At 64.8% G+C, this 22,120-nt stretch carries 20 protein-coding genes; 12 read left to right on the top strand and 8 right to left on the bottom strand.

The window, feature by feature from the left end:
• Nucleotides 1-29 precede the first annotated feature (29 nt).
• The gene (dapF, locus tag IM543_02435; protein QOY94789.1) at nt 30-881 is read left to right on the top strand and encodes a diaminopimelate epimerase; all 852 of its coding nucleotides are present in this window, start codon (nt 30-32) and stop codon (nt 879-881) included.
• A 136-nt stretch (nt 882-1,017) separates the two neighbouring features.
• Here dapF and IM543_02430 read toward each other — a convergent pair whose 3' ends face one another.
• Entirely contained in the window at nt 1,018-2,640 is a 1,623-nt protein-coding gene (locus tag IM543_02430) for an SEL1-like repeat protein (protein ID QOY94788.1), read from the bottom strand.
• A gap of 452 nt (nt 2,641-3,092) precedes the next feature.
• Here IM543_02430 and IM543_02425 point away from each other — a divergent pair, with 452 nt between their 5' ends.
• From IM543_02425 to IM543_02395, 7 genes are all read left to right on the top strand, one after another.
• Nucleotides 3,093-4,145 (top strand): porin, encoded by a 1,053-nt coding sequence (locus tag IM543_02425; protein QOY94787.1) that lies wholly within the window; start codon nt 3,093-3,095, stop codon nt 4,143-4,145.
• Nucleotides 4,146-4,359: 214 nt separating this feature from the next.
• Nucleotides 4,360-5,640: a porin gene (locus IM543_02420; protein ID QOY94786.1), complete on the top strand. Its 1,281-nt coding sequence runs from the start codon at nt 4,360-4,362 to the stop codon at nt 5,638-5,640.
• 132 nt (nt 5,641-5,772) lie between these two features.
• Nucleotides 5,773-6,438, top strand: a complete 666-nt coding sequence (locus IM543_02415; GenBank protein ID QOY94785.1) for a DUF484 family protein — start codon at nt 5,773-5,775, stop codon at nt 6,436-6,438.
• 13 nt (nt 6,439-6,451) lie between these two features.
• Nucleotides 6,452-7,381: a tyrosine recombinase XerC gene (xerC, locus tag IM543_02410; GenBank protein ID QOY94784.1), complete on the top strand. Its 930-nt coding sequence runs from the start codon at nt 6,452-6,454 to the stop codon at nt 7,379-7,381.
• A 136-nt stretch (nt 7,382-7,517) separates the two neighbouring features.
• Nucleotides 7,518-8,588 carry a GTP-binding protein gene (locus IM543_02405; protein QOY94783.1) on the top strand — a complete coding sequence of 357 codons (1,071 nt, stop codon included), beginning with the start codon at nt 7,518-7,520 and terminating at the stop codon, nt 8,586-8,588.
• 250 nt (nt 8,589-8,838) lie between these two features.
• Nucleotides 8,839-9,291: an RNA polymerase-binding protein DksA gene (gene dksA / locus IM543_02400; GenBank protein QOY94782.1), complete on the top strand. Its 453-nt coding sequence runs from the start codon at nt 8,839-8,841 to the stop codon at nt 9,289-9,291.
• 276 nt (nt 9,292-9,567) lie between these two features.
• A complete protein-coding gene (locus IM543_02395) occupies nt 9,568-10,785 on the top strand; it encodes a hypothetical protein (GenBank protein QOY94781.1) in 1,218 nt (405 codons plus the stop codon).
• A gap of 27 nt (nt 10,786-10,812) precedes the next feature.
• Here the strand turns inward: IM543_02395 and IM543_02390 are convergent, their stop codons facing one another.
• Nucleotides 10,813-11,640, bottom strand: a complete 828-nt coding sequence (locus IM543_02390; protein QOY94780.1) for a nucleotidyl transferase AbiEii/AbiGii toxin family protein — start codon at nt 11,638-11,640, stop codon at nt 10,813-10,815.
• Nucleotides 11,621-12,667, bottom strand: coding sequence for a hypothetical protein (locus tag IM543_02385; GenBank protein ID QOY94779.1), 1,047 nt, complete (start codon nt 12,665-12,667; stop codon nt 11,621-11,623). Before IM543_02385 ends, IM543_02390 begins: the two co-directional genes overlap by 20 nt.
• A gap of 191 nt (nt 12,668-12,858) precedes the next feature.
• Here IM543_02385 and hslV point away from each other — a divergent pair, with 191 nt between their 5' ends.
• The 4 genes from hslV to IM543_02365 all read left to right on the top strand — a co-directional run bounded on the left by hslV (nt 12,859) and on the right by IM543_02365 (nt 16,028).
• Nucleotides 12,859-13,395 (top strand): ATP-dependent protease subunit HslV, encoded by a 537-nt coding sequence (gene hslV, locus IM543_02380; GenBank protein ID QOY94778.1) that lies wholly within the window; start codon nt 12,859-12,861, stop codon nt 13,393-13,395.
• Nucleotides 13,396-13,409: 14 nt separating this feature from the next.
• Nucleotides 13,410-14,744: an ATP-dependent protease ATPase subunit HslU gene (hslU, locus tag IM543_02375; GenBank protein QOY96488.1), complete on the top strand. Its 1,335-nt coding sequence runs from the start codon at nt 13,410-13,412 to the stop codon at nt 14,742-14,744.
• Between the two features lie 25 nt (nt 14,745-14,769).
• Nucleotides 14,770-14,970, top strand: coding sequence for a hypothetical protein (locus tag IM543_02370; GenBank protein QOY94777.1), 201 nt, complete (start codon nt 14,770-14,772; stop codon nt 14,968-14,970).
• 323 nt (nt 14,971-15,293) lie between these two features.
• Nucleotides 15,294-16,028, top strand: coding sequence for a helix-turn-helix transcriptional regulator (locus IM543_02365; GenBank protein ID QOY94776.1), 735 nt, complete (start codon nt 15,294-15,296; stop codon nt 16,026-16,028).
• An 18-nt stretch (nt 16,029-16,046) separates the two neighbouring features.
• On the opposite strand, the gene IM543_02360 is transcribed toward IM543_02365, so the two are convergent.
• From IM543_02360 to IM543_02340, 5 genes are all read right to left on the bottom strand, one after another.
• Nucleotides 16,047-17,759: a diguanylate cyclase gene (locus tag IM543_02360; GenBank protein ID QOY94775.1), complete on the bottom strand. Its 1,713-nt coding sequence runs from the start codon at nt 17,757-17,759 to the stop codon at nt 16,047-16,049.
• 125 nt (nt 17,760-17,884) lie between these two features.
• Nucleotides 17,885-18,439 carry a DUF1211 domain-containing protein gene (locus tag IM543_02355; protein ID QOY96487.1) on the bottom strand — a complete coding sequence of 185 codons (555 nt, stop codon included), beginning with the start codon at nt 18,437-18,439 and terminating at the stop codon, nt 17,885-17,887.
• A 20-nt stretch (nt 18,440-18,459) separates the two neighbouring features.
• A complete protein-coding gene (locus IM543_02350; protein ID QOY94774.1) occupies nt 18,460-19,140 on the bottom strand; it encodes a DUF1275 domain-containing protein in 681 nt (226 codons plus the stop codon).
• A 2-nt stretch (nt 19,141-19,142) separates the two neighbouring features.
• Nucleotides 19,143-21,023, bottom strand: a complete 1,881-nt coding sequence (locus IM543_02345) for an amidohydrolase (GenBank protein QOY94773.1) — start codon at nt 21,021-21,023, stop codon at nt 19,143-19,145.
• 74 nt (nt 21,024-21,097) lie between these two features.
• Nucleotides 21,098-21,802 carry a hydrolase gene (locus IM543_02340; GenBank protein QOY94772.1) on the bottom strand — a complete coding sequence of 235 codons (705 nt, stop codon included), beginning with the start codon at nt 21,800-21,802 and terminating at the stop codon, nt 21,098-21,100.
• Nucleotides 21,803-22,120: the final 318 nt, after the last annotated feature.

The following is a 22,120-nucleotide window of genomic DNA, read 5'->3' as shown; positions in this document are numbered from 1 at the left end:
CCAAGCCAGGCTGAACCAGCCGACACACCATGAAACTGAAATTCACCAAGATGCACGGCGCGGGCAACGACTTCATCGTCGTCGACGCCATCCACCAGGACGTCCACCTGAGCGCGGAACAATGGCGCAGGCTGGCCGACCGCCGCTTCGGCATCGGCGCCGACCAGATCCTGGTGGTGGAGCGCCCCACGAGCCCGGGTGTTGATTTCCGCTACCGCATCTTCAACAGCGACGGCGGCGAAGTCGAGCAATGCGGCAACGGCGCGCGCGCATTCGCGCGTTTTGTGAGCGACAAGGGGCTGTCGGGCGAACGCAGCATTCGCGTCGAGACCATGAAAGGCATCATCGCCCCGCGCCTCGAAGACGACGGCAGCGTCACGGTGGACATGGGCGCGCCACGCCTGGATCCGGCCGACCTACCGTTCGACAATGCGGGCCTGGACGGCCGGGCCGAGGGCGAGGACACCACCTGGCCGCTGCCGGTGGGCGGCCAGACCCAATGCGTGTCGGTGGTCTCGATGGGCAATCCGCACGCGGTGCAGGTGGTCGAGAACGTCGACACCGCAGCGGTGGAGTCGATGGGGCCGGCGATCGAGACCCACCCCCGCTTCCCGAACAAGGTCAACGCCGGCTTCATGCAGGTGGTGGACCGCCACCACATCCGTCTGCGCGTGTTCGAACGCGGCGCCGGTGAAACCCTGGCTTGCGGTACCGGAGCCTGTGCGGCGGTGGTGGCAGGCATTCGCCGCGGCCTGCTCGATTCGCCGGTGCGCGTGTCGGCGCGTGGCGGTGAGCTCAGCGTCGCCTGGGCGGGTGCGGACCAGCCGGTCTACCTCAGCGGGCCGGCAGTCACGGTGTTCGAAGGCGAAGTCGAGATTTAGGCGGAGCGACGGAGCCGGTAATCTTCAGCCGGTAATTTTCAGCAGGTAATCTTCAGCAGGATAGCTGCAGCAGAAAACGTGCGGCAGAAAACCTCAAGCATTGCTACGCATTGCGCGGCCAGGTCTACTGAGATGATCAGGCAGCCAGTCCGATCTCCGCACTTCCCTCGCCATCCTCGTCGCCCCTTGCAGGCGCACCCAGCAGCGTTCGCAAGCGGTACAAGCGCTGCCGGTAATTCCCTTCCGGCCCCGACGGCCCGCAATCGATTCCTTCGAACAAGCGCGTTATACGGTCGAGCGCCTCGCGCTCTTGCGCCGTATCGACCAGCACCAGGCGGCGCTTGCTGCGCCCGTAGCTGGCGCGAATGTCGATCACCAGGCAGTGCCCCTGGTCGGCGGCGGGCACGTCGAGCAGGAGCGCTTCCGCGCGCGACAGGCTGAACAGCGCCGCCAGTTCCAGGCGGCCATGCAGCAGCGGATGCGCGCGCAGCACTTCCTCGTGCCGGCCCAGCAGCTTGCCGGTCTCGACATAGGTTGGCGAAGCCTGGCGCGGGGCGATCTTGTGCAGCAGCGTCACCGCGTCGGCGCTGCCCTGGGCGGCTGCCTTCTGTAACCAGTAGACGGCGGCTACGTCCTTGTTTTCGTTTTCGCGGCGTGCGCGCCAGGCGTTGTGGCCGCATTCGAGCTGGGCGTCGCGGTAACCCATCTCGGCCGCACGCTCGAGGTAGCGCTGGGCATCGGCGACGTTGCGCTGCGAGAACTCGGGCTTGATGTAAATGCGTGACAGGGCATACCAGGCCTGGGCCAGCCCCTGCTCGCCCGCCAGCGTCAGCCAGCGGATCGCCTTCTTGAAGTTGGCGGCGCCGCCGCCGGTCGCGATACGGCGGCCGTCGACGCCCATGCGGGCGCAGCGCAGTCCCATTGCCAGTTGGGCATGGGGGTCGTGTTCGGCAGCCGCGAGCTCCCAGAAGCACAAGGGCTCGCCAGGTTCCGGCGCCGCTCCGTGGCGGGGCAGCCTGTCGCCCTTCCCGTGCCCGGCACCCATGCTCCCGGCTTCATCGAGCAGGCGCCCCACGCGCGACAGCAAGGTGATGTCGCCGGGGGCCAAGCGATACACGCCTTCGTGGCTGGCCGCGGTGCGCACCACCTCGCGCGCCAGCGGCAGTGCGCGTGCCAGGTAGTCGTCCCAACGTCCGGCCTCCCAGGCTTGTCCGAGTACGGCGGACTGGGCCTCGGCCACGCCGCCGTCGGCGGCGCGACGCAGCCATCCCTGGGCCGCGACTGCGGAGCAAGCCTGTACCGCGGCGGCCCCGGCCGGCCGCAAGGATGCCGCATCGCGGCGCCGCGCCAGCAGCCACTGCGCATCGGGAAACCCGGCCCGGGCCGCATCTTCGAGGGCGCGCAAGGCCTTGGCGAACATGGGGTCCCCGGATGTGGCGCCGGCGCTGCCATCGCCCAGCACCAGTTGGGCAAACACGAGCCCGGCATGCACGCTGCCATCGTCGTAGGCACGCTCGTACCACGGCGCGAGCGTGCCGGCGCTGGCTTGCGCAAGCGGAAGGGGGATGTGGTTGCCGATCAGTTGCCAGGCCTGCCGGCACTCCTGGCGCGCGGCGCGCTCGAGCCAGTGCAGCGCCGTCGGCAGGCTCTGCGGCAGGCCGACGCTGCCAAACAGGTAGAGCTTGCCCAACTCGAGCTGGGCAGCGGCCTGCCCGGCGCGCGCATTGCGGATGATCGCCAGTTCTTCGCGGTTAGCCATTGTTGCTTGTGTTCGGGTGGATCGGCCGGTGCGGTCGCGACGGATGGGGGAAACGATGGCAGCAGGCGAGGCCGGCATGGCCCAGGCCGCGATTGCCATATATAAGTATTCCCGAAGTGCCGTCGGCGCGCACCTCTGTGTGACGCAGAGTCTACGGCGTCACCGGCACCGCTCAATTCCAATTCCGGCCTTCCTTGAGGCGGCGCAAATCCCTCTAGCGCGCCCGTCCCTTTGTTTTCTTGAAGCAATTTGTTACATGTTTTTGACACGCGTTTCAAAAATACAACAGCACGATTCGATTTATTGGCTTTCGACCAACTCGGCCCGTCATAATTGACAAAACCGACAATCTTGACGACTCAAGCATTTAAGGTACAGCTATCCGGGCATGCAACTTTCAGAGCGCGATGCCGGGGATCGCTGAGATTCACTTAAGAAAAGGAACACGAATAATGAAACACTCCCTCATGGCCGTCGCACTGCTTGGCGCATTCGCTGCCGGCACCGCGCACGCACAGACCTCGGTACAAATCTACGGCACCATCGACGCTGGCCTCATCAAGCGCAGCGGCCAGAGCCTGAACATCGGCAAGCGTGCCTCGAATACCCTCGGCTTCAAGGGCACCGAAGAGCTGGGCAATGGCCTCAAGGCACTGTTCCAACTGGAAATGCGTTACGAGCCGGATACCGGCACCAATGAAATCGGCGCCAACGGCAGCCAGCGTCCGCTGTTCCAGGGCCAGAGCCGCGTCGGTCTGCAAGGCGACTTCGGCATGGTTCGCATCGGCCGCGGCCTGACCCCGTTCCACGAGACCGTGGGCGCCTTCGAACCCTTCCACGCTACGCCGAGCCCGGTCGGCTTCTGGACCGATATCGCCGTTGCCGGCTACACCTCCCAGCCGCTGGATGCGGCGGGTTCCTCGAATGGCCGCTTCTCGAACGGCGTCTGGTATAACTCGCCGGTCACCAGCGGCTTCCAGCTGAACGCAGCGGTCGCCACCAAGGAGAGCAGCGGCGGCGCAGCCGTCATCGGCCGTGGCACCGCAGCCAATCCGCAGTATCCGGTGGGCGCCGAAGCCTCGGCCAATCCGTTCTCGCTGAGCGCCACCTACACCAACGGTCCGGCAGCCGTCATGGCCGCCTACGAGCGCAACGCCATCGAATCGAAAGTCTGGTCGATCGGCGCATCGTTCGCCGCCACCCCGGAACTGAAGCTGATGGGCCTGTACTCGAAGCAGGACCAGGAGCACAACCGCTTCGCCAGCGCCAACACCAACGCATGGGTGCTGGGCGCCAACTACACCATGGGCCCGGGCAAGTTCCTGGCCGGTTATGGCCAGAAGGACACCGACGGCCTGGAGAAGGTCAAGCAGTTCTCGCTCGGCTACGAATACAGCCTGTCGAAGCGTACCTACCTGTACGTGGATGCGTCGCGCAAGAAGGGCCTGACCATCACGCCATCGACCGTCAACCACTACGACGTCGGCGTCAACCACTCGTTCTAAGCAACATGAACGAAGAGCGGGTCCTGCGACCCGCTCTTCCCGGGGCGGACATGGGCGACCATGCCCGCCCTTTGTTTTGCCGTATTTTGTAGTTTTTAAGCAACGCCAGCCAAGACGCCGCGCAGTCCTGCATGGGGAATCTGTACAGTGCATGGAAGCAATGGCATATTGGCAAGCGTAAGAAAACGCTCGTTCGCATATAACTGGAGACGCAATGAAGAAAAGTATCCTGGCCGCGCTGCTCGGCACCTGTTTCGCAACCTCGGCCTTCGCGCAGACCAGCGTGCAGATCTACGGCATCGCCGATGCCGGTGTCATGTGGCAAAAGGGTGGCCCGACCAAGATCTACAGCGGTGGCGCCGACGGCTCGCGTATCGGTTTCAAGGGCACCGAAGACCTGGGTAACGGTTACAAGGCCATCTTCAATCTCGAGGCACGCGTCGAACTCGACACCGGCACCCAGCAGCCGACCCTGATGAACGACAATCCGGGTGTCTACCTGCTCAAGGGCATGGATGCGATCCCGGCCACGATCCGCGGCCGTCTCCAGTCGCTGCTTCAGCCGCCAGGCGGCCCGGCCGTCAACCAGGAGCGCGCCCTGTTCGACCGCACCGCGATGGTCGGCATGATCACCCCGGTCGGCGCCATCCTGCTCGGCCGCATGTACACCCCGGGCTATGAAGTCTTCAACATGGCCGACACCTTCGAGTCGGGCACGGCCGGTACCTGGGGTCACGTGACCGGCGGCACCGCCGGCTTCACCGCACTGGGCGCGGACATCCGCTCGCAGGAAGCCATCCAGTACCGCATCGCCCTGCCGAACGGCATCGGTGGCTCGCTCATGTACGGTCCGAAGGGCTCGGGCTACCTCGGCCGCTACAACAAGTTCCGCGCCGGCGCCATCACCTACAAGGCCAACGGCTTCGACGTCGGCATTGGCTACAACCACGGCTACGACCAGCAGAACCGTCCGAGCCTGCGCACCACCACCGTGGGCGGCTCCTACACCCTGAACGACACCTGGAAGTTCTTCGCCGGCTTCCACAGCCAGCGCAACACCAACTCGGCCCTGCTGGTCGACTACATCGGCGGCTGGGACGCCGGCGTGGCGCCGGCGCTGGCCCAGATGGGCCTGCCGGCAGCCCAGCAGGCTGGACTGCGCAATATCTTCGTGACCAACATCACCCGCAACACCCAGCAGGACGCCAACAGCTACCAGGCCGGCGCGCACTACAAGCTGGGCAGCGGCCGCATCATGGCTTCCTACGCGCACCAGAACGACCGCCTGGCATCGAACAGCGACGCCGACCTGTTCGCGATCGGCTACGACCACTTCCTGTCGAAGCGCACCGACCTGTACACCGTCGCCGCCTTCATCAAGAACCAGAACGACGGTCAGTACGCGCCGGGCACCGGCGGCAATCCGGGCGGCTTCACCAAGCGTCCGGGCGAAGATGGCCGCGCACTGCAGATCGGCATCCGCCACCGCTTCTAAGCGCAGCTGACGCGCGCGGCTTTGCCAAGCGAGAAGACGCCCTGCGGGGCGTCTTTTTTTATGTCCGTCCCCAGTTGGCTGTCAGGTAAAATGGCGGACAGACTTTTTACGCGATTTCACCTTTCCGACTTCATGACCATCGAACCGCTCGACGCCAACGCCGTTGCCCAATACCTCATCGACCACCCGCAATTCTTCGAAGAGCACGCCGGCCTGCTGGGCGAAGTGAAGCTGTCGAGCCCGCTGACCGGCCGCGCCGTCTCGCTGCAGGAACGCCAGATGGAAGTCATGCGCGACAAGTACCGCAAGCTGGAACTGCGCCTGGCCGAACTGACCCGCCGCGCCGAGGAAAACCACGCGATCGCCAACCGCTTCCACGCCTGGAACCAGGCCCTGCTCAAGTCCGCGGGCGGCGCTGCCATGGCACGCGACCTGGTCGATGCGCTGGGCACCGAGTTCATGGTGCCGCAAGTGACGCTGCGCCTGTGGAACCTGGCGCCCGAGCACGCCGATGCCTGGTTCACGAGTGGGGTGTCGGAAGACGCCCGCTTGTTCGCGTCCAGCCTGCGCGCTCCCTACTGCGGCCTGAACAACGACTTCGAGGCGGTGCGCTGGCTCGACGATCCGGCCGCAGTGCGCTCGACCGTCCTGATGCCGCTGGCCGTCGACGGCAAGACCTTCGGCCTGCTGGTGCTGGGTGCACCGAACGATGACCGCTTCACCGCGACCATGGCGACCGACTTCCTGGTCCACATCGCCACCACTGCCAGCACTGCGCTGGCCTCGCTGCGCCCCTGATCCGGAACAAGCGATGACGGCAACGGACTGGCCCGCGCGCTACCTGGGCGAGCTCTCCACCCAGCGCCAGTTGTCGCCGCATACGGTCGCGGCCTACCGCCGCGACCTGCAGGAACTCGCCTTGCTTGCCGGCCACGAAGACTGGACGGCGCTCACCCACCACGACATCCGCCGCTTCGCGGCCAAGCTGCATGCCGGCGGCCAGTCGGCGCGCTCGATCGCGCGCAAGCTGTCCGGCTGGCGCGGCTTCTACGACTGGCTGTCGCGTCAACTGAGCTTGCCGGCCAATCCGGCCGAAGGCGTGCGCGCGCCGCGCCGTCCGAAGACCCTGCCCAAAGCCTTGTCGGTCGACGATGCTGTGCAACTGATGGAAGCCAATGCTCACGGCCATCCCGAACCGGCCGAGCTGTGCGACCGCGCGATGTTCGAGCTGCTGTACTCGAGCGGCCTGCGGGTATCGGAACTCGTCGGACTCGACATGGTCTATACGGAAGGCGGCGACGGCACTGCCGCCTCGCTCGGCTGGCTGGATCTGCAAGCCGGCGAAGTGGTCGTGACCGGCAAGGGCAAGCGCATGCGGCGCGTGCCCGTCGGCGGGCCGGCGCGCAGCGCGCTGTCGGCCTGGCTGGCCGTGCGGCCCGCCGCCCGCGACGGCAGCACCGCGTTGTTCCTGTCGGCACGCGGCGCGCGCATCACGCCGCGCGTCGTGCAAAGCCGCCTGAAGGCGCATGCGCTGCGCGCAGGCACGCCGGTACACGTTCATCCGCACGTGCTGCGCCATTCGTTCGCCTCGCATGTGCTGCAATCGTCGGGCGACTTGCGTGCGGTACAGGAATTGCTCGGGCACGCCAGCATCACCTCGACTCAAATCTACACGGCACTTGATTTCCAGCATCTGGCAGCGGTCTACGACAAAGCGCATCCGCGGGCGAAGTCCAAATAAGCTCAGCAGGCCGTAACACGTACTGGTATGACCGGTGTCAAGACGCTGCACGGTTGATGGTGATCTTGCACGAAATCCGGCATAATCGCCCGATTCTTTTCCCCGTGATGCGGGCGCAACCGACAGCAAAGCGAACATGGAACCCATCCCAAGCACCATCCTCACCGGCTTTCTCGGCGCAGGCAAGACCACCCTCCTCAAGCGCATCCTGCATGAGGCGCACGGGCTGAAAATCGCGGTCATCGAGAACGAATTCGGCCAGGAAAACATCGACAACGACATCCTGGTGCGCGATACCGGCGAGCAGATCGTCGAGATGAACAACGGCTGCATCTGCTGCACCGTACGTGGCGACCTGATCGTGGCGCTGAACAACCTGGCCCAGAAGCGCGCGGCCGGCGAGATCCATTTCGACCGCGTCGTGATCGAAACCACCGGCCTGGCCAATCCGGGCCCGGTGGCGCAGACCTTCTTCGTGGACGAAGAAGTGGGCGCCAACTACATGCTCGATGCGGTCGTGACCGTGGTCGATGCACGCCATGCGATGGACCAGCTGGACCGCCACGAGGAAGCCCAGCGCCAGGTCGGCTTCGCCGACAAGATTTTGCTGTCCAAGACCGACCTGGTCGACGCCGCCGCCGTGGATGCCCTGAGGTCGCGCCTGCACCGCATCAACCCGCGTGCGCCGATCTCGACCAGCGACTTCGGCCGCGCGCCGATCTCGGAAGTGCTGGACCTGCGCGGCTTCAACCTGAACGACAAGCTGGAACTGGATCCTGACTTCCTGCGTGCCGAAGAAGGCCATGACCACGAGCACGACCATACTCACGAGCATGGCGAACACTGCGGCCATGACCATGCCCACGGCGAGGCCTGCCAGCACCACGACCACCACCATAGCCACCATACCGACGACATCGCCGCCTTTGTCTTCAAGAGCGAGCGCGCCTTCGACCCGGAACGCCTCGACCAGTTCCTGGGCAGCATGGTGCAAGTCTTCGGTCCGCAAATGCTGCGCTACAAGGGTGTGCTGTCGATGCAGGGGGCCGACCGCAAGGTCGTGTTCCAGGGCGTGCATCAAATCATGGGCAGCGACCTGGGCGCAAAGTGGGGCGAAGCCGAAACGCGTGGCAGTAAAATGGTGTTTATTGGTAAAAATTTACCAAAAGACGTATTTATCCGCGGACTCGAACAGTGTTTGGTATAAACTACATCAGTTTTGCGGGCACGTCCGGGCCCGCCTGACGACCTGCCACGACAGTTGGCAGGCCGGGCGCCAGCGCTGCCACGCCGGCGCATCCGGGCAGCGTCCCGCCCGCCGGCTACATGCCGGGCCGGGACAGGCAGTGAAGGACGGCGGTCGCCGTCCGGGCAGCGGCCCTTGCATGCACCTGTTGCAAAGGTGTTAATGCTGAGTTTGCTGCTAAAATGAAAACCTCTGTCGTATCGAAGGCATCATGACTAAAACAACGAAACCGAATACCGCCGCGCAGCTCGAAGAACGCCTTCTGACGGAAGAAGAAATTCGGGCGATGAGCGACGACGACTACATGAATCCGGCACAGCTGGCGTTCTTCCGCAACCGCCTGCAGGAGCTCGAAAAGGAGCTGCTCAAGAATGCCGGCGAGACCACGGAACACCTGCGCGAAACCGTGCTGGTACCCGACCCGGCCGACCGCGCGACCATCGAAGAAGAACACGCGCTGGAACTGCGCACCCGCGACCGCGAACGCAAGCTGCTCAAGAAGGTCCAGCAATCGCTGCAGGCCATCGAAAACGGCGAGTACGGCTGGTGCGAAGAAACCGGCGAGCCGATCGGCATCCCGCGCCTGATCGCCCGCCCTACCGCGACCCTGTCGCTGGAGGCGCAGCAGCGCCGCGAACTGAAGCAGAAGCTGTACGGCGACTGATCGCACCGCCACTCCACCAAAAAAAGCATGCCCCGCCAGGTGCATGCTTTTTTCTTTTGTGCCTGGGAAGCTCTGGGGTGCATATGTTTTATTTCCCTTGGGATACACTAGCATGTCGCACAGACGCGTGCGCGCAGCGCATAAGGCACGCAGCCGTGCTACCGTCATGCTCGTGCTGAAGACTTGTTCATTTATCCATTGGGGACCATGGGGCTGTTCTCCTTCCTGAAGAAAAAGAGTCACGCGCCGGACGGGGATGCGCCTGCAGGCATGTCCATGCCGGACACGCGCCTGCGTGCCGGTGAGCCCTCGCGTCTCGACAGCGAAGCTGAACGCGAGCGCCAGCGCGCCATCGCACGCGCTACCGCCGCCAAGATCGACGAGATCGAACTGGAGATGAGCTCGGCCATCTTCGACGACGAGCCGGCCTGGGGCAGCGCGGCGCGCCGCCCCGCCGCCCTGCCCCTGCCGGACCCGGCGTCCGCCGCCGGCCCCGACGAATTGCCGGATGCCGCAGCCGTGCCGGCCACCGCCCCGGCGGTCGAGGAAAGCGCGATCCTGTTCGCCAACGGCCAGGCCGCCGCCGCCGAGACGTTGCTGCGCGACAGCCTGCCCCAGTTCGGCCAGCACGAACGCCTGCCGTGGTGGATGCTGTTCGACCTGTACCAGGCCACCGGCCAGGAAGCCCAGTTCGAGAGCATCGCCATCGACTACGCCAGCCACTTCGAGACTTCGCCGCCGGCCTGGAAACCGCTGCAGCCGGTCGAGGATGCGCAGCAACTGACCGGGGTGACCGCTACCGAAAGCCTCGGCCCTGTGCTCGACAGCGGCATCGCCCCGCGCCTGCAGCGCCTGCTCGCAGCGCCTGCTCCGCTGGTGCGCGTCGAGCTCGGTGCGGTGCGCAGCGCCACTGCCGAAGGCTGCGCCCTGCTGCTGGAGGCCTTGCAGTCGCTGCGCCAGGAAGGACGCGAACTGGTGCTGGCCGGCGCCGACACCCTGATGGCGACCCTGCGCCCCATGCTGGTGATCGGCGAGCGCGGCGCGGGCGAGGCGCCCTGGCTGCTGCTGCTCGAATTGCTGCTTCTGTCCAGGCGCGAAAAGGACTTCGAGGAATCGGCGATGGACTATTGCGTCACCTTCGAAGTCTCGCCGCCCTCGTTCGACACCCCGAAGCACGTCTCGACCGCCGCCCCTGCCCCGGGCGCGGGCGACCGTTTCCTGCTGCCGGCGCTGGCGCTGGGCGAGTGCGCGGCGCTGCTGGACGCCATCGACGCCTATGCCGAAGGGCGCGAATTGCTGGTGCTGGACTGTTCGCGCCTGGCGCGCATGGACTATGCCTGTGCCACCGCACTGCAGGGCCGGCTGCGCCTGCATACCGGTCAGCAACGGCGGGTCGAGCTGCGCGAGCTGAACCACCTGGTCGCCGCCCTGCTGCGCCTGCTCGGCTACGGCCACGAAGACAGCGCTGTCCGGCTTTATCCGCACCGCTACTGACATGCAGGGCGGTATCCGTCCCTCGGGTCAGCCGATATTGTCCAGGAATGCCTGCATCAGCCGTCTCGCACGCGCGACCGTCCCCGGATAGCCTTTCATCATCTGGACAGTAAACTTGTCCAGGATTCTTTCGCTTGCAAACACTTGCCTGACCTGGGCCAGTACATCCACCGCAATGTCGCGCTGTGCATCGCTCCCGAGCAGTGCGGCTCCAGCGAGTTCGAGCTCGTAATCGTACTGCTCAAGCAGATCCAGCGCTTCGTCGTAGAGCCTGTCGAATTGACCGGCCTGGTGGTAGCTGCGCAGGACAAGAAGAACGTCGGAGGCATGTTTGTCCCGCTCGGGACGGTCGTTCCACGCCAGTATCTTGAGCACGACCATGGCTGGAAGGGACACGATCTTGACCTGCAAATCAGGAGCGATGCCGATGTCGAGCGCACTGGCGTATGCGTCGCCATATCCCGCCACATTCATGACGGATTCACCGCTTGGCGGCCATGCGATTTCGCCTTCTTTTTCAACACCATCGAAAGGCACGAGATCAAGTGGGTACGCGCCCTCATCCGTACCGAACATGAGGCGATGTGCGTTTGCGCTGAGGGTAAATTCTCCGGTGACGGCAAGCGCCGCTTTGAGCCGGTCGTAGTCGGCCCATGAAGAGATGGCGACAGCGAAATCGATATCTCTGGTTGCACGTCCAGTGTCGAGTCCGTACACATGCTCGACGAGGATATCGCGTGCACTTGCGCCGATGACGAAATACGGTATCACCAGTTGTTTCATGACTGCGTCGAGCGTGCGGATCAGCGCCAGCAGCGTATCGGAGAGGGGCTTATCAGGCCTGACTTTCAACATCGAAGCAGATATCCTTCCGCAATTTTTCCGCGACTTCCATGGTTCGTGCATCGCCAATGCCGATTAGGTCTGCATAGATCAGGGCGTCTGGAACAGTCGGGAAACTTAGCAGTTCGTTCGCGTTCCAGAACATGCTGACCAATTCCACTGGCCCCCCGGGATCGCGACGTAGCTTGAGTTCGCGCACGAGCTCTTTCACGACCTGCGGATCCCCAAAGTTGACATACAGACTCAATGTCCCTGGTTTCAGTCCAAAGTGCCGATACGTTGCGGCCACCTCGCCACCCAATGCCACTTCGCGCATCCGCGGATTCACCCGTTCGATCAAAGTCGCGAACGGACTGGCAGAGCTCATCCTGATCGTTTCCAGCTTGGGACGAAGACGGCCCAGATATCCCTCGGTCCAGGCGTCGAGCCATCGCTGGGGCGCTACCAGCATGCGTTGACCCGACCTCGGATTGCTCAGCAATCCCATCTCTTCAAGCGTGGCCAATGCGCCACCGACTGCTCCATGAGAAATGGATGCCATCTCTGCCATCTTTCGGACACTGGTGTTGAGGATGTCGGGCCGTGCCAGGATGGCGAAAACAAGGCGCAGCGCAGCAAGCGTCAATCCCCGCGTTGCTGCCGGATTTTCCCTGGCACTCTCTCTTCGGCCCGACACATACACGTACAAGCCTGGCTGCCGTAAGAAGCAATTTCCTGCCTGGTCAATAAACTGAAGATCGATCTGACGACATTCATTCGCCATGGCATTGCTGACCCATCGTGTAATCAACAAGCTAGCGCCATGCCGCGCCTTGAAGCGCAGCAGTTGGTCGCGACGGTCGATCACAGGTTTGACTCCGAAGGGCAGCTCATGGGTGAGTCCGTGATCGGCATCGACCACCAGCAAGCCGTCATGCGTGAATTCCTGCTCCCTGGCGACACGAGCATGGAGCCCGGTAGCCTGATGGAGGGCCTCCGTCGCTTTGCCCAGGAAAGAGATGTCGCCATGTGATGGCATAGGGGTCATCGAGGCGTCCATCAATGTAGATTGTCCACTTTAGGTGATACATAGATATTTTGGACAACGTCCAGCAAGCTGTCAATGTCCACGTAACGTGGACACACAGATTTTTTGGACGGATACGTGCACCACGAATTCAGGCTGAGCTCATCTTGCAATTCAGTGCACCCACCCCATCTGCGGGTGGCTAGACAACCACGAGGCAAAATATGGAACAATTTCACGGCACCACCATCGTCAGCGTGAGGCGCGGCAACCAGGTTGCGCTGGGCGGCGATGGCCAGGTCACGCTGGGCAACGTCGTCATGAAGGGCTCGGCGCGCAAGGTGCGCAAGCTGTACCAAGGCAAGGTCCTGTGCGGATTCGCCGGCGCCACCGCCGACGCCTTCACCCTGCTCGATCGCTTCGAAGCCAAGCTGGAAAAGCACCAGGGTAACCTGCTGCGCGCCTCGGTCGAGCTGGCCAAGGACTGGCGCACCGACCGCATGCTGAGCAAGCTCGAGGCGATGCTGCTGGTGGCCGACAAGGAGTCGACCCTGATCATCACCGGCAACGGCGACGTGCTCGAACCCGAAGACGGCCTCGGCGCGATCGGCTCGGGCGGCGTGTACGCCCATTCGGCCGCCAAGGCCCTGTACGAAAACACCGAGATGGCGCCAGCCGAGATCATCAAGAAGGCGCTCACCATCGCGGGCGAGCTGTGCATCTACACCAACTTGAACCACATCATCGAGACCCTGGAATGAACCAGTCCCCCATCATGAACATGACGCCGCCCGAGATCGTCTCGGAGCTGGACAAGCACGTGGTCGGCCAGGGCAAGGCCAAGCGCGCGGTCGCGATCGCGCTGCGCAACCGCTGGCGCCTCCAGCAGGTCGCCGAGCCGCTGCGCCACGAGATCACCCCGAAGAACATCCTGATGATCGGCCCGACCGGCGTCGGCAAGACCGAGATCGCGCGCCGCCTGGCCAAACTGGCCGACGCGCCGTTCATCAAGATCGAAGCGACCAAGTTCACCGAGGTCGGCTATGTCGGGCGCGACGTCGACACCATCATCCGCGACCTGATCGACATCGGCGTCAAGCAGACCCGCGCCAGCGAACAGAAGAAGGTGCGCCAGCACGCCGAGGATGCGGCCGAAGACCGCGTCATCGACATCCTGGTGCCGCCGGCGCGCGACTTCGGTTTCAACGTGAACAGTGCCGACAACAAGGAAGGCGACGCCACCCGCCAGACCTTCCGCAAGCGCCTGCGCGAAGGCGCGCTCGACGACCGCGAGATCGAGATCGACGTGGCCGAGCCGGCGCCGCAGATGGAAATCATGGCGCCGCCGGGCATGGAAGAAATGACCGAGCAGATCAAGTCGATGTTCGCCGGCGTCGGCGGCGCACGCAAGAAATCGCGCAAGATGAAGATCAAGGATGCGATGAAGCTGCTGGTCGACGAGGAAGCAGCCAAGCTCGTCAACGAGGACGAGCTGAAGCAGAAGGCAATCGCCAACGTCGAACAGAACGGCATCGTGTTCCTGGACGAGATCGACAAGATCGCGACCCGCTCGGAACACGGCGGCGCCGACGTCTCGCGCGCCGGCGTGCAGCGCGACCTGCTGCCGCTGGTCGAGGGCACGACGGTCAACACCAAGTACGGCATGATCAAGACCGACCACATCCTGTTCATCGCCTCGGGCGCCTTCCATTTGTCGAAACCGTCGGACCTGATCCCGGAGCTGCAGGGCCGCTTCCCGATCCGCGTCGAACTCGAATCTCTGTCGATCGACGACTTCAAGAGCATCCTGACCTCGACCGACGCCAGCCTGACCAAGCAGTACGAAGCGCTGCTGGCCACCGAAGGCGTGCGGGTCGACTTCACCGATGAAGGCATCCACCGCCTGGCCGAGATCGCGTTCTCGGTCAATGAGCGCACCGAGAACATCGGCGCGCGCCGCCTGTACACGGTGATGGAAAAGCTGCTCGAGGAAGTCTCGTTCACGGCCGGCCTCGAGAAGGACCAGACGGTCACCGTCGATGCCGCCTATGTCAACGACCGGCTCGATGCGCTCTCGGTCAACGTCGACCTGTCGCGCTACGTCCTTTAATTTTCTATCAAAAGGAGCAGCGGGGATGGCAAACAAGGCACTGGCGACGCGGCAGAAGATGCGGCTGCGGATAGAGCCGTCCCAGAACTTCGGCAAGCCGCGCAACCCGATCGCGGCCCTGGCCAAGGCCAGGGCCGCCGGGCCGCACGCCAAGCCGCTCTCGAGCGAGCGGCAGGAGGCCAAGCGCATGCTGAAGAAGGCCAGGCTGGTCGCGGACGACGACTGAAGACAGCCCTCCTGACCGATTTCCCCTTGGCGGGCCGCGCAAGCGTGCCCGCCTTTTTTGTGCCCGCGCCTTTTGCCCCCGTTCCTGTAGGGTGGCGCGGCTGCACCGGGGCCGGTGCATTCCCGCTCCCTCAACGCCGCCCACGCGTTCAAACCACGCTTGCGCTGCCCGTCCGTCTGTGCCGCCACTGTTTGAACGCGTGGGCGGCGCACAGGACGCTGGCCGGCCGACTCCAGTGTATAGCCGCGCCACCCTACGGTCTTGCCCGGCGCAGCATTCGCAGGTACATTCACTCGACATACCATTTCGACCACGGGAAGCCCATGAGTTCACCGGAGCTGGTACTCGACGTGCTGCGCGCGGAACTGCGCACCGCCAGCATTACCTACAAGGACCTGGCCGCACGCATCGGCGTGAGCGAATCGAGCGTCAAGCGCATGTTCGGGCAAAAGGACATGGCCCTGTCGCGCCTGGCCCAGATCTGCCAGGTGACCGGCATCGCACTGGAAGACGTGCTGCGCCGCGCCGCCGACGCCCGCCCGCAGGCCGACGCCCTCACCCTGCCGCAGGAAACCTCGCTGGTGGCCAAGCCGCACCTGCTCCTGATGGCGATCTGCTGTCTTGGGCACTGGAGCCTGGAGCAGGTGATCGAGACCTACCGCCTGACCGAACCGGAATGCATCACCCTGCTTGCCGAGCTCGACCGTCTGGGGCTGATCGAACTCAAGCCCCTGAACCGCTACAGCCTGCGCGTGTCGAACGCTTTCCGCTGGCTGCCGGGCGGTCCGGTGCAGCGCTACTTCCGCGAACACGTGGTGGCCGACTATTTCGCCGGCGGCTTCGACCGGCCGGGCGAAGCGCTGATGTGCCTGCCCGCGCGGCTGTCCAGCACCAGCGCGCAGGAACTGGCGCAAAAGATCGAGCAACTGGCGGGCGAACTGGCGCGCCTGCACCGCAACGACCGCCGGCTGCCGCCGCAGGAGCGCGACGGCTACACGCTGCTGGTGGGATTCCGGTCGTGGGAGTTTGCGGCCTTTACCGCCTTGCGGCGAAGCTGAACCTGCGCCGGCGGCCGCTCAGACGGCTAGCGCGACCGCGGATGCGGACGGGGCGCCGTCCGCTACCACGACACGGTTGCGCCCGCCCTTCTTGGCCGCGTACAGCGCACGGTCGGCTGCCTGCAGGAGCTCCTGTTCGCCTTCCGCATCGCCGGGACATTGGGCAACGCCGAACGAGGCCGATACGCCCGCGATGCTTTGGCCCAGGTGCTGGATCGGCAATTCTGCCAGCGAAGCGCGGATCGATTCGGCGCACTGCGCGGCTTCGTCGGCGCCGCAGTCCGGCAGCATCAACACCAGCTCTTCGCCGCCATACCGGCACACCACGTCGCTCGCACGCACCCGCTCGGTGATGACGCGCGCGGCGGCCTTGAGGACCAGGTCGCCGCCGTCGTGCCCGTAGGTGTCGTTGATGCGCTTGAAATGGTCTAGGTCGACCATGACGACCGAACACGGATTGCCGACACGCCGTGCGCGTGCCAGTTCACGCTTGAGCGATTCGTCGAAGAAGCGCCGGTTGTACAGGCCGGTAAGCGGATCGACGGTCGACTGGTGGCGCAGGGTTTCCCTCAGGGTGACGTTGCTGACTGCCAGGCTGAGCTGCTCCGCGAGGCTGGCGACCAGGGCATGGTCGAGTGCGCCGTCATCGCCCCGATCCGCAGCAATGACCAGCACACCGATCACGTCGCCCTGGGAAATCATCGGCACGCAGGTTTGCGTTTCATGGGCGGCGAGCCATGCCTCGCCGTGGTCGCAGCACAGGTCATGGTGCCGGCTGGCGACATGGACTTTGCCGAGCCGCAGCCCCCAGCAGTCGCCCGGCGACAGCGTGGCCGGCACCTCGCCCGGCGTGCCCCAGGATGCTTTCAGCTCGAGGATGTCGCGCGAGTTTCGGTAGAGATAGACTGCACCGGAAGTGGCCGGCAGCAGCTTGCGCAGGAACACCGGCAGGACCCGCGCCAGTTCCGCCGGCGTCTTCACACTGTCCAGCGCCTGCAGCATGTCCGCCGTGATCGCCTGGCGGTCGGCACGCAGCACGCTCTGCTGCGCCAGCAAAGCATTGCTCTCGGCAAGTTGCTGGGATCGCGCCGCGGCTTCCGAGCGTTCGTTCAGGCTTTTCGTCGCGATGAAGATGGCGGAGAGGATCAGGACGAATCCGGCCAGGCTGGCGCCGATGCCCAGCACCGTGTTGTAACGCAAGGTGACGGACAGCTCTTCGCGCAGCTGATTCCGTTGGTCCGCAAGGATGCGCAGCTGGCGGCCGAACAGATCGCGCAACTGGTCCATCAGGTGCTTGCCGCGCTGGCTGGCGACCATGTCCAGCGCAGTCTGGGAATCTCCGCTCTTCTTGATCCGGATCGACTTGTCCATTTCGAGCAGCTTGGCATGGCTCAGCTCGGCTATGCGTGCGACCAGGGCTTGTTCCGGCGCCGACGACGCGTGCGCCTGCAGTTCATCGAGTGCCGCCGGGATACCCGCGACACCGATGTTGTATGGTTCCAGAAAGCCGTCGTCGCCGGCGATCAGGAAACCGCGCTGGCCGGTTTCGGCATCCTTCAGCAGGCTCAGTACCGCACTGTAGGCGCGCTCCTTCGCCGCCCCTTCCTTGAGGGCATCCAGGGTGGTATTGGCCTGCCGGCTGCTCATGTATGGCAGCGTCGAAAGACACACCACGATGACGATGATCAGCGCACCGAAGAGCCGCAAACTGGTGTCGAATCGGGAAAACATGGGTTTGCGAAAATGATGAATTGATGGATCATACCCTAGCTAGTTTCCCTCCAGTAAGTGGAGGCAGGATGCATTGCCCGCTACTCAGTGGATTGCCCGGCTCCAGGCGGCGGACACTGCCTGCGCTATGCCGATTCCCGACCGCGCGCTTCCGGCATCAGCCACAACAACGCCAGCAGCACGTGAATCACCGCGCCAAGCGGCGGGTACCACAGCGACAACCCGATCGCCAGCGCATACAGCAGGATCGACAGCCGGTTCTTGCGGCTCCCCCACGAAACCGGGTGACCGGTTTCCACGTCCAGCCGCCAGGACAGCAGCATGAACGAGACCGAGCACAGCAACAGCACCAGGCCGTACAGCGCCACCGGTACCGGTTCCAGCGGATGTTCGCCGGCCCAGGCCGTCACGTAGGGAATCAAGGACATCCAGAACAGCAGGTGCAGGTTGGCCCAGAGCGCGGCGCCGTCGACCTTCGCCACCCGGTCGAGCAGCGCATGGTGGTTGATCCAGTAGATGCCTACGTACACGAAGCTGAGCGCATAGCGCAGCCAGCCCGGCAGCACGCCCGCCAGGTCGGCAACGGCGGTGCCGTGCGGCGCTTCCAGTTCGAGCACCATGATGGTGATGATGATCGCGATGACGCCGTCGCTGAAGGCCTCCAGGCGGCCTTTGCTCATGGTCTTGCTCATGGTCCGGCTCATGCCGCCTCCGGCTCGGGCAGCGCCAGGTGCAGGCACAGGATCGCGACCGGCACGATCAGCGCCACGAAGCCGACGGCGAGGTAGGCGAAGGCGGCGGCCGCGCAACCCAGCGCGAAAGCCAGCACCGGCCAGAAGAACTTGCCGCAGCGCGCAGCGGTCGCCGCGTCGGCCGCGCCGCGCAGGCGGTCGACCGTATCGATCACGAGCTGGGTGACGTTCCCGGTCATCATCGAGGTCGGCGCCAGGTGGGTCAGCAGCAGCTTGCTGGCCGCGCTGTGGGCGCCCATGGCCGCCGCCCCCAGCAGGCCGGCGGCCATGGCCAGCGCGCCGATGCTGCGGCCGACCGGCTCGGCCAGCATGCCGCAGGCCATGAAGCCGAGCAGCAGCACGAGCTGCAGCGAATAGGCCGGCTTGACCGCGGAGGTGCCGCGGCGCTCGCAGCCGGCCACCAGCAGGCGGCTTGCCGCCACGCCCAGGATGAAGGCCGGGAAGGCCAGCAGCTTGAGCAGGGAAGGCGTCTGCGTCGGGTCGGCCAGCGACACCGCGAGCAGGACGAAGTTGCCGGTGACGTGGGCGGTGAACAGGCCGAACAGGGCGGTGAAGCCGAGCGTGTCGACATAACCGGCCAGGAAGCCCATGCCGATGCCCTGCAGGCGTTGGAAGCGTGCGTGCGTCATGGTCAGAACGCGAAACAGCTGCAGCCGAAGGCGCCCCAGAAGCCGCCGAAGTCCGACACCGGAACAGTCGACTTGCGAGCCTTGTCATGCTGGTGGGCGTGCACGCCGCAGGGACCGCCGCACTGGTGCGGCAGCGCCATATGCGACTGCTGCGCTTGCGGCGCCGCCTTGCGCCAGTGACCCGACACCTTCGCCACCGGCGACCATTCCGGCAGCACCGGGATCGGCGCCGGCCCCAGATCGCTGAATTCGGCGGCGCCGTACACCACCTTGCCGCCGACCACGGTCAGCACCGATTCGATGGCCTTGATCGCTTCCGGTTCCACGGTGAAGAAGTCGCTGGACAAGGCCACCAGGTCGGCCAGCATGCCTTCCTGGATCCGGCCCTTGCGGCCCTGCTCGTTCGAGAACCAGGCGCTGCCCGCGGTCCACAGTTCGAGCGCGACCGCGCGCTCCAGCAAGCCATCCTCGCTGTACAGCGGCAGGCCGCCGACGGTGCGGCCGGTCACCAGCCAGTACAGGGCCGTCCAGGGGTTATAGCTGGCCACGCGGGTGGCGTCGGTGCCGGCGCCAACCGGCACGCCCATCTCCAGCATCTGCCTGACCGGCGGCGTGGCGCGGGCGGCCTCGGCGCCGTAGCGGTCGACGAAATACTCGCCCTGGAAGGCCATGCGGTGCTGGATGGCGATGCCGCCGCCCAGCGCTTTCACGCGCTCGATGTTGGCCTGGCTGATGGTCTCGCAGTGGTCGAACATCCAGTGCAGGCCGCCGAAGGGAATCTCGCGGTCGATCTTCTCGAACACGTCCAGCATGCGCGTGATCGATTCGTCGTAGGTGGCGTGCAGTCGGAACGGCCAGCGTTGGCTCACCAGGTGGCGCACCACCTTTTCCAGTTCGTCTTCCATGCCTTCGGCCAGCTCGGGGCGCGGCTCCAGGAAGTCCTCGAAGTCGGCCGCCGAGAACACCAGCATCTCGCCGGCGCCGTTGTGCCGGTAGTAGTCGCTGCCCTGCCCCGGCGTCACCATGCCGGTCCAGCGCTGGAAGTCTTCCAGCTCCTTGCCCTTGTTCTGGGTGAACAGGTTGTAGGCGATGCGGATGGTGAGCTGCTCCTTGCGGTCGAGTTCCTCGATGACCTGGTAATCCTCGGGGAAGTTCTGGAAGCCGCCGCCGGCGTCGATCGCGCTGGTGATGCCGAGGCGGTTCAGCTCGCGCATGAACTGGCGCGTCGAGTTCACCTGCAGCGCGTAGGGCAGCGCCGGGCCCTTGGCCAGGGTGGCGTACAGGATCATCGCATTGGGACGCGCGATCAGCATGCCGGTCGGGTTGCCGGCCGCATCGCGCACGATCTCGCCGCCCGGCGGGTTCGGCGTGTCTTTCGTGTAACCGACGGCGCGCAGCGCGGCGCGGTTCAGCAGCGCGCGGTCGTACAGGTGCAGGATGAACACCGGGGTGTCGGGCGCGGCGGCGTTGATCTCTTCCAGGGTCGGCATGCGCTTCTCGACGAACTGGAATTCGTTCCAGCCGCCCACCACCCGCACCCACTGCGGGTTCGGAGTGCGCAGCGCCTGTTCCTTCAGCATGCGCAGCGCGTCGTGCAGCGAGGGCACGCCTTCCCAGCGCAATTCCAGGTTGTAGTTCAGGCCACCGCGGATCAGGTGCAGGTGCGAGTCATTCAGGCCGGGGATCACGGTGCGGCCGTTCAGGTCGATGACCTGGCTGCCCGCCTGCCGGTGCCGCATCACGTGCTCCCTGTCGCCAACCGCCAGGAAGCGGCCGTCCTGGATCGCGACCGCGCTGGCCTGCGGCTGCGCACGGTCGAGGGTGGCGAACTTGCCGTTGATGAGGATGAGCGGCGCTGCGCTCGGGTTGGACTGTGCTTGCATGCTGCTGCTCCTGGCTGTTCCTGGCTGTGATTGCGTGACGGTCCGCCCGGGGGGCGGACCGGATGCGGCGTCGCTTAGCGCACCGGGGCGGATGCCTGTGCTGGAACCGGCGCCAGCACCTCGTTCTTGCCCTGGTTCCGCGCCGGCGCCTTGTGCACCATGGTGTAGGCGTAGTCCACGCCCATGCCATAGGCGCCCGAATGCTCGGCGACGATCCTGATCACGGCATCGTAGGTGTCGCGGTGCGCCCAGTCGCGCTGCCATTCCAGCATCACCTGCTGCCAGGTCATCGGCACCACGCCGGCCTGCACCATGCGCTGCATGGCGAAGTCATGGGCGTCCTTCGAGGTGCCGCCCGAGGCGTCGGCCACCATGTAGATCTCGTAGTCGCCTTCCAGCATGGCGCACAGGGCAAAGGTGGTATTGCAGACCTCGGTCCAGAGGCCGGCCACGATGACCTTCTTGCGGCCGTTGGCCGCCAGCGCGTCGCGCACTTTCTGGTCGTCCCAGGAATTCATCGAGGTGCGCTCGAGGATAGGATGGTCCGGGAACACGTCCAGGATCTCCGGATAGGTCTTGCCGGAGAAGGACTCGGTCTCGACGGTGGTGATGATGGTCGGGATGCCGAAGGCTTTTGCTGCCTTGGCCAGGGCGACCACGTTGTTCTTGAGGGTCTGGCGGTCGATCGACTGGACGCCGAAAGCCATCTGCGGCTGGTGGTCGATGATGATCAGCTGCGAGTTTTCCGGGGTCAGGACTTCGAGTTTGGCCTTGTTCATGAAATGCTCCTTCAGGAAATTGTTAAGTAGTCGGTCAGGTACATCGGGAATCAGTGAGCGCACCCACGGCGCAGCCCGGCATCATCGAATGCTTCGATGCTTCAGGAACAGTGTTGATCCACCCGATCCGCGCTGTTCCTTGGTTCGATGGAGACATTATGCGTGGCTAAAAAAGAAATGAAAAACGGATAATTTGCAGCTATACAATCGAAATTTTCGAACCTCGCCGTGCGGCGACGAGCGGAGGCCGATGCCGTCAACCAGGGAATCAGCCGATGGCCAGGTTCCCCGGTGCATGCTGCGCCAGCTGCCCGCGCT

The organism is Massilia sp. UMI-21 (assembly GCA_015277795.1).
GTDB lineage: Bacteria > Pseudomonadota > Gammaproteobacteria > Burkholderiales > Burkholderiaceae_D > Telluria.
The sequence above is the reverse complement of the archived record's forward strand: the minus strand, read 5'-3'. Positions and strand labels throughout refer to the sequence as shown.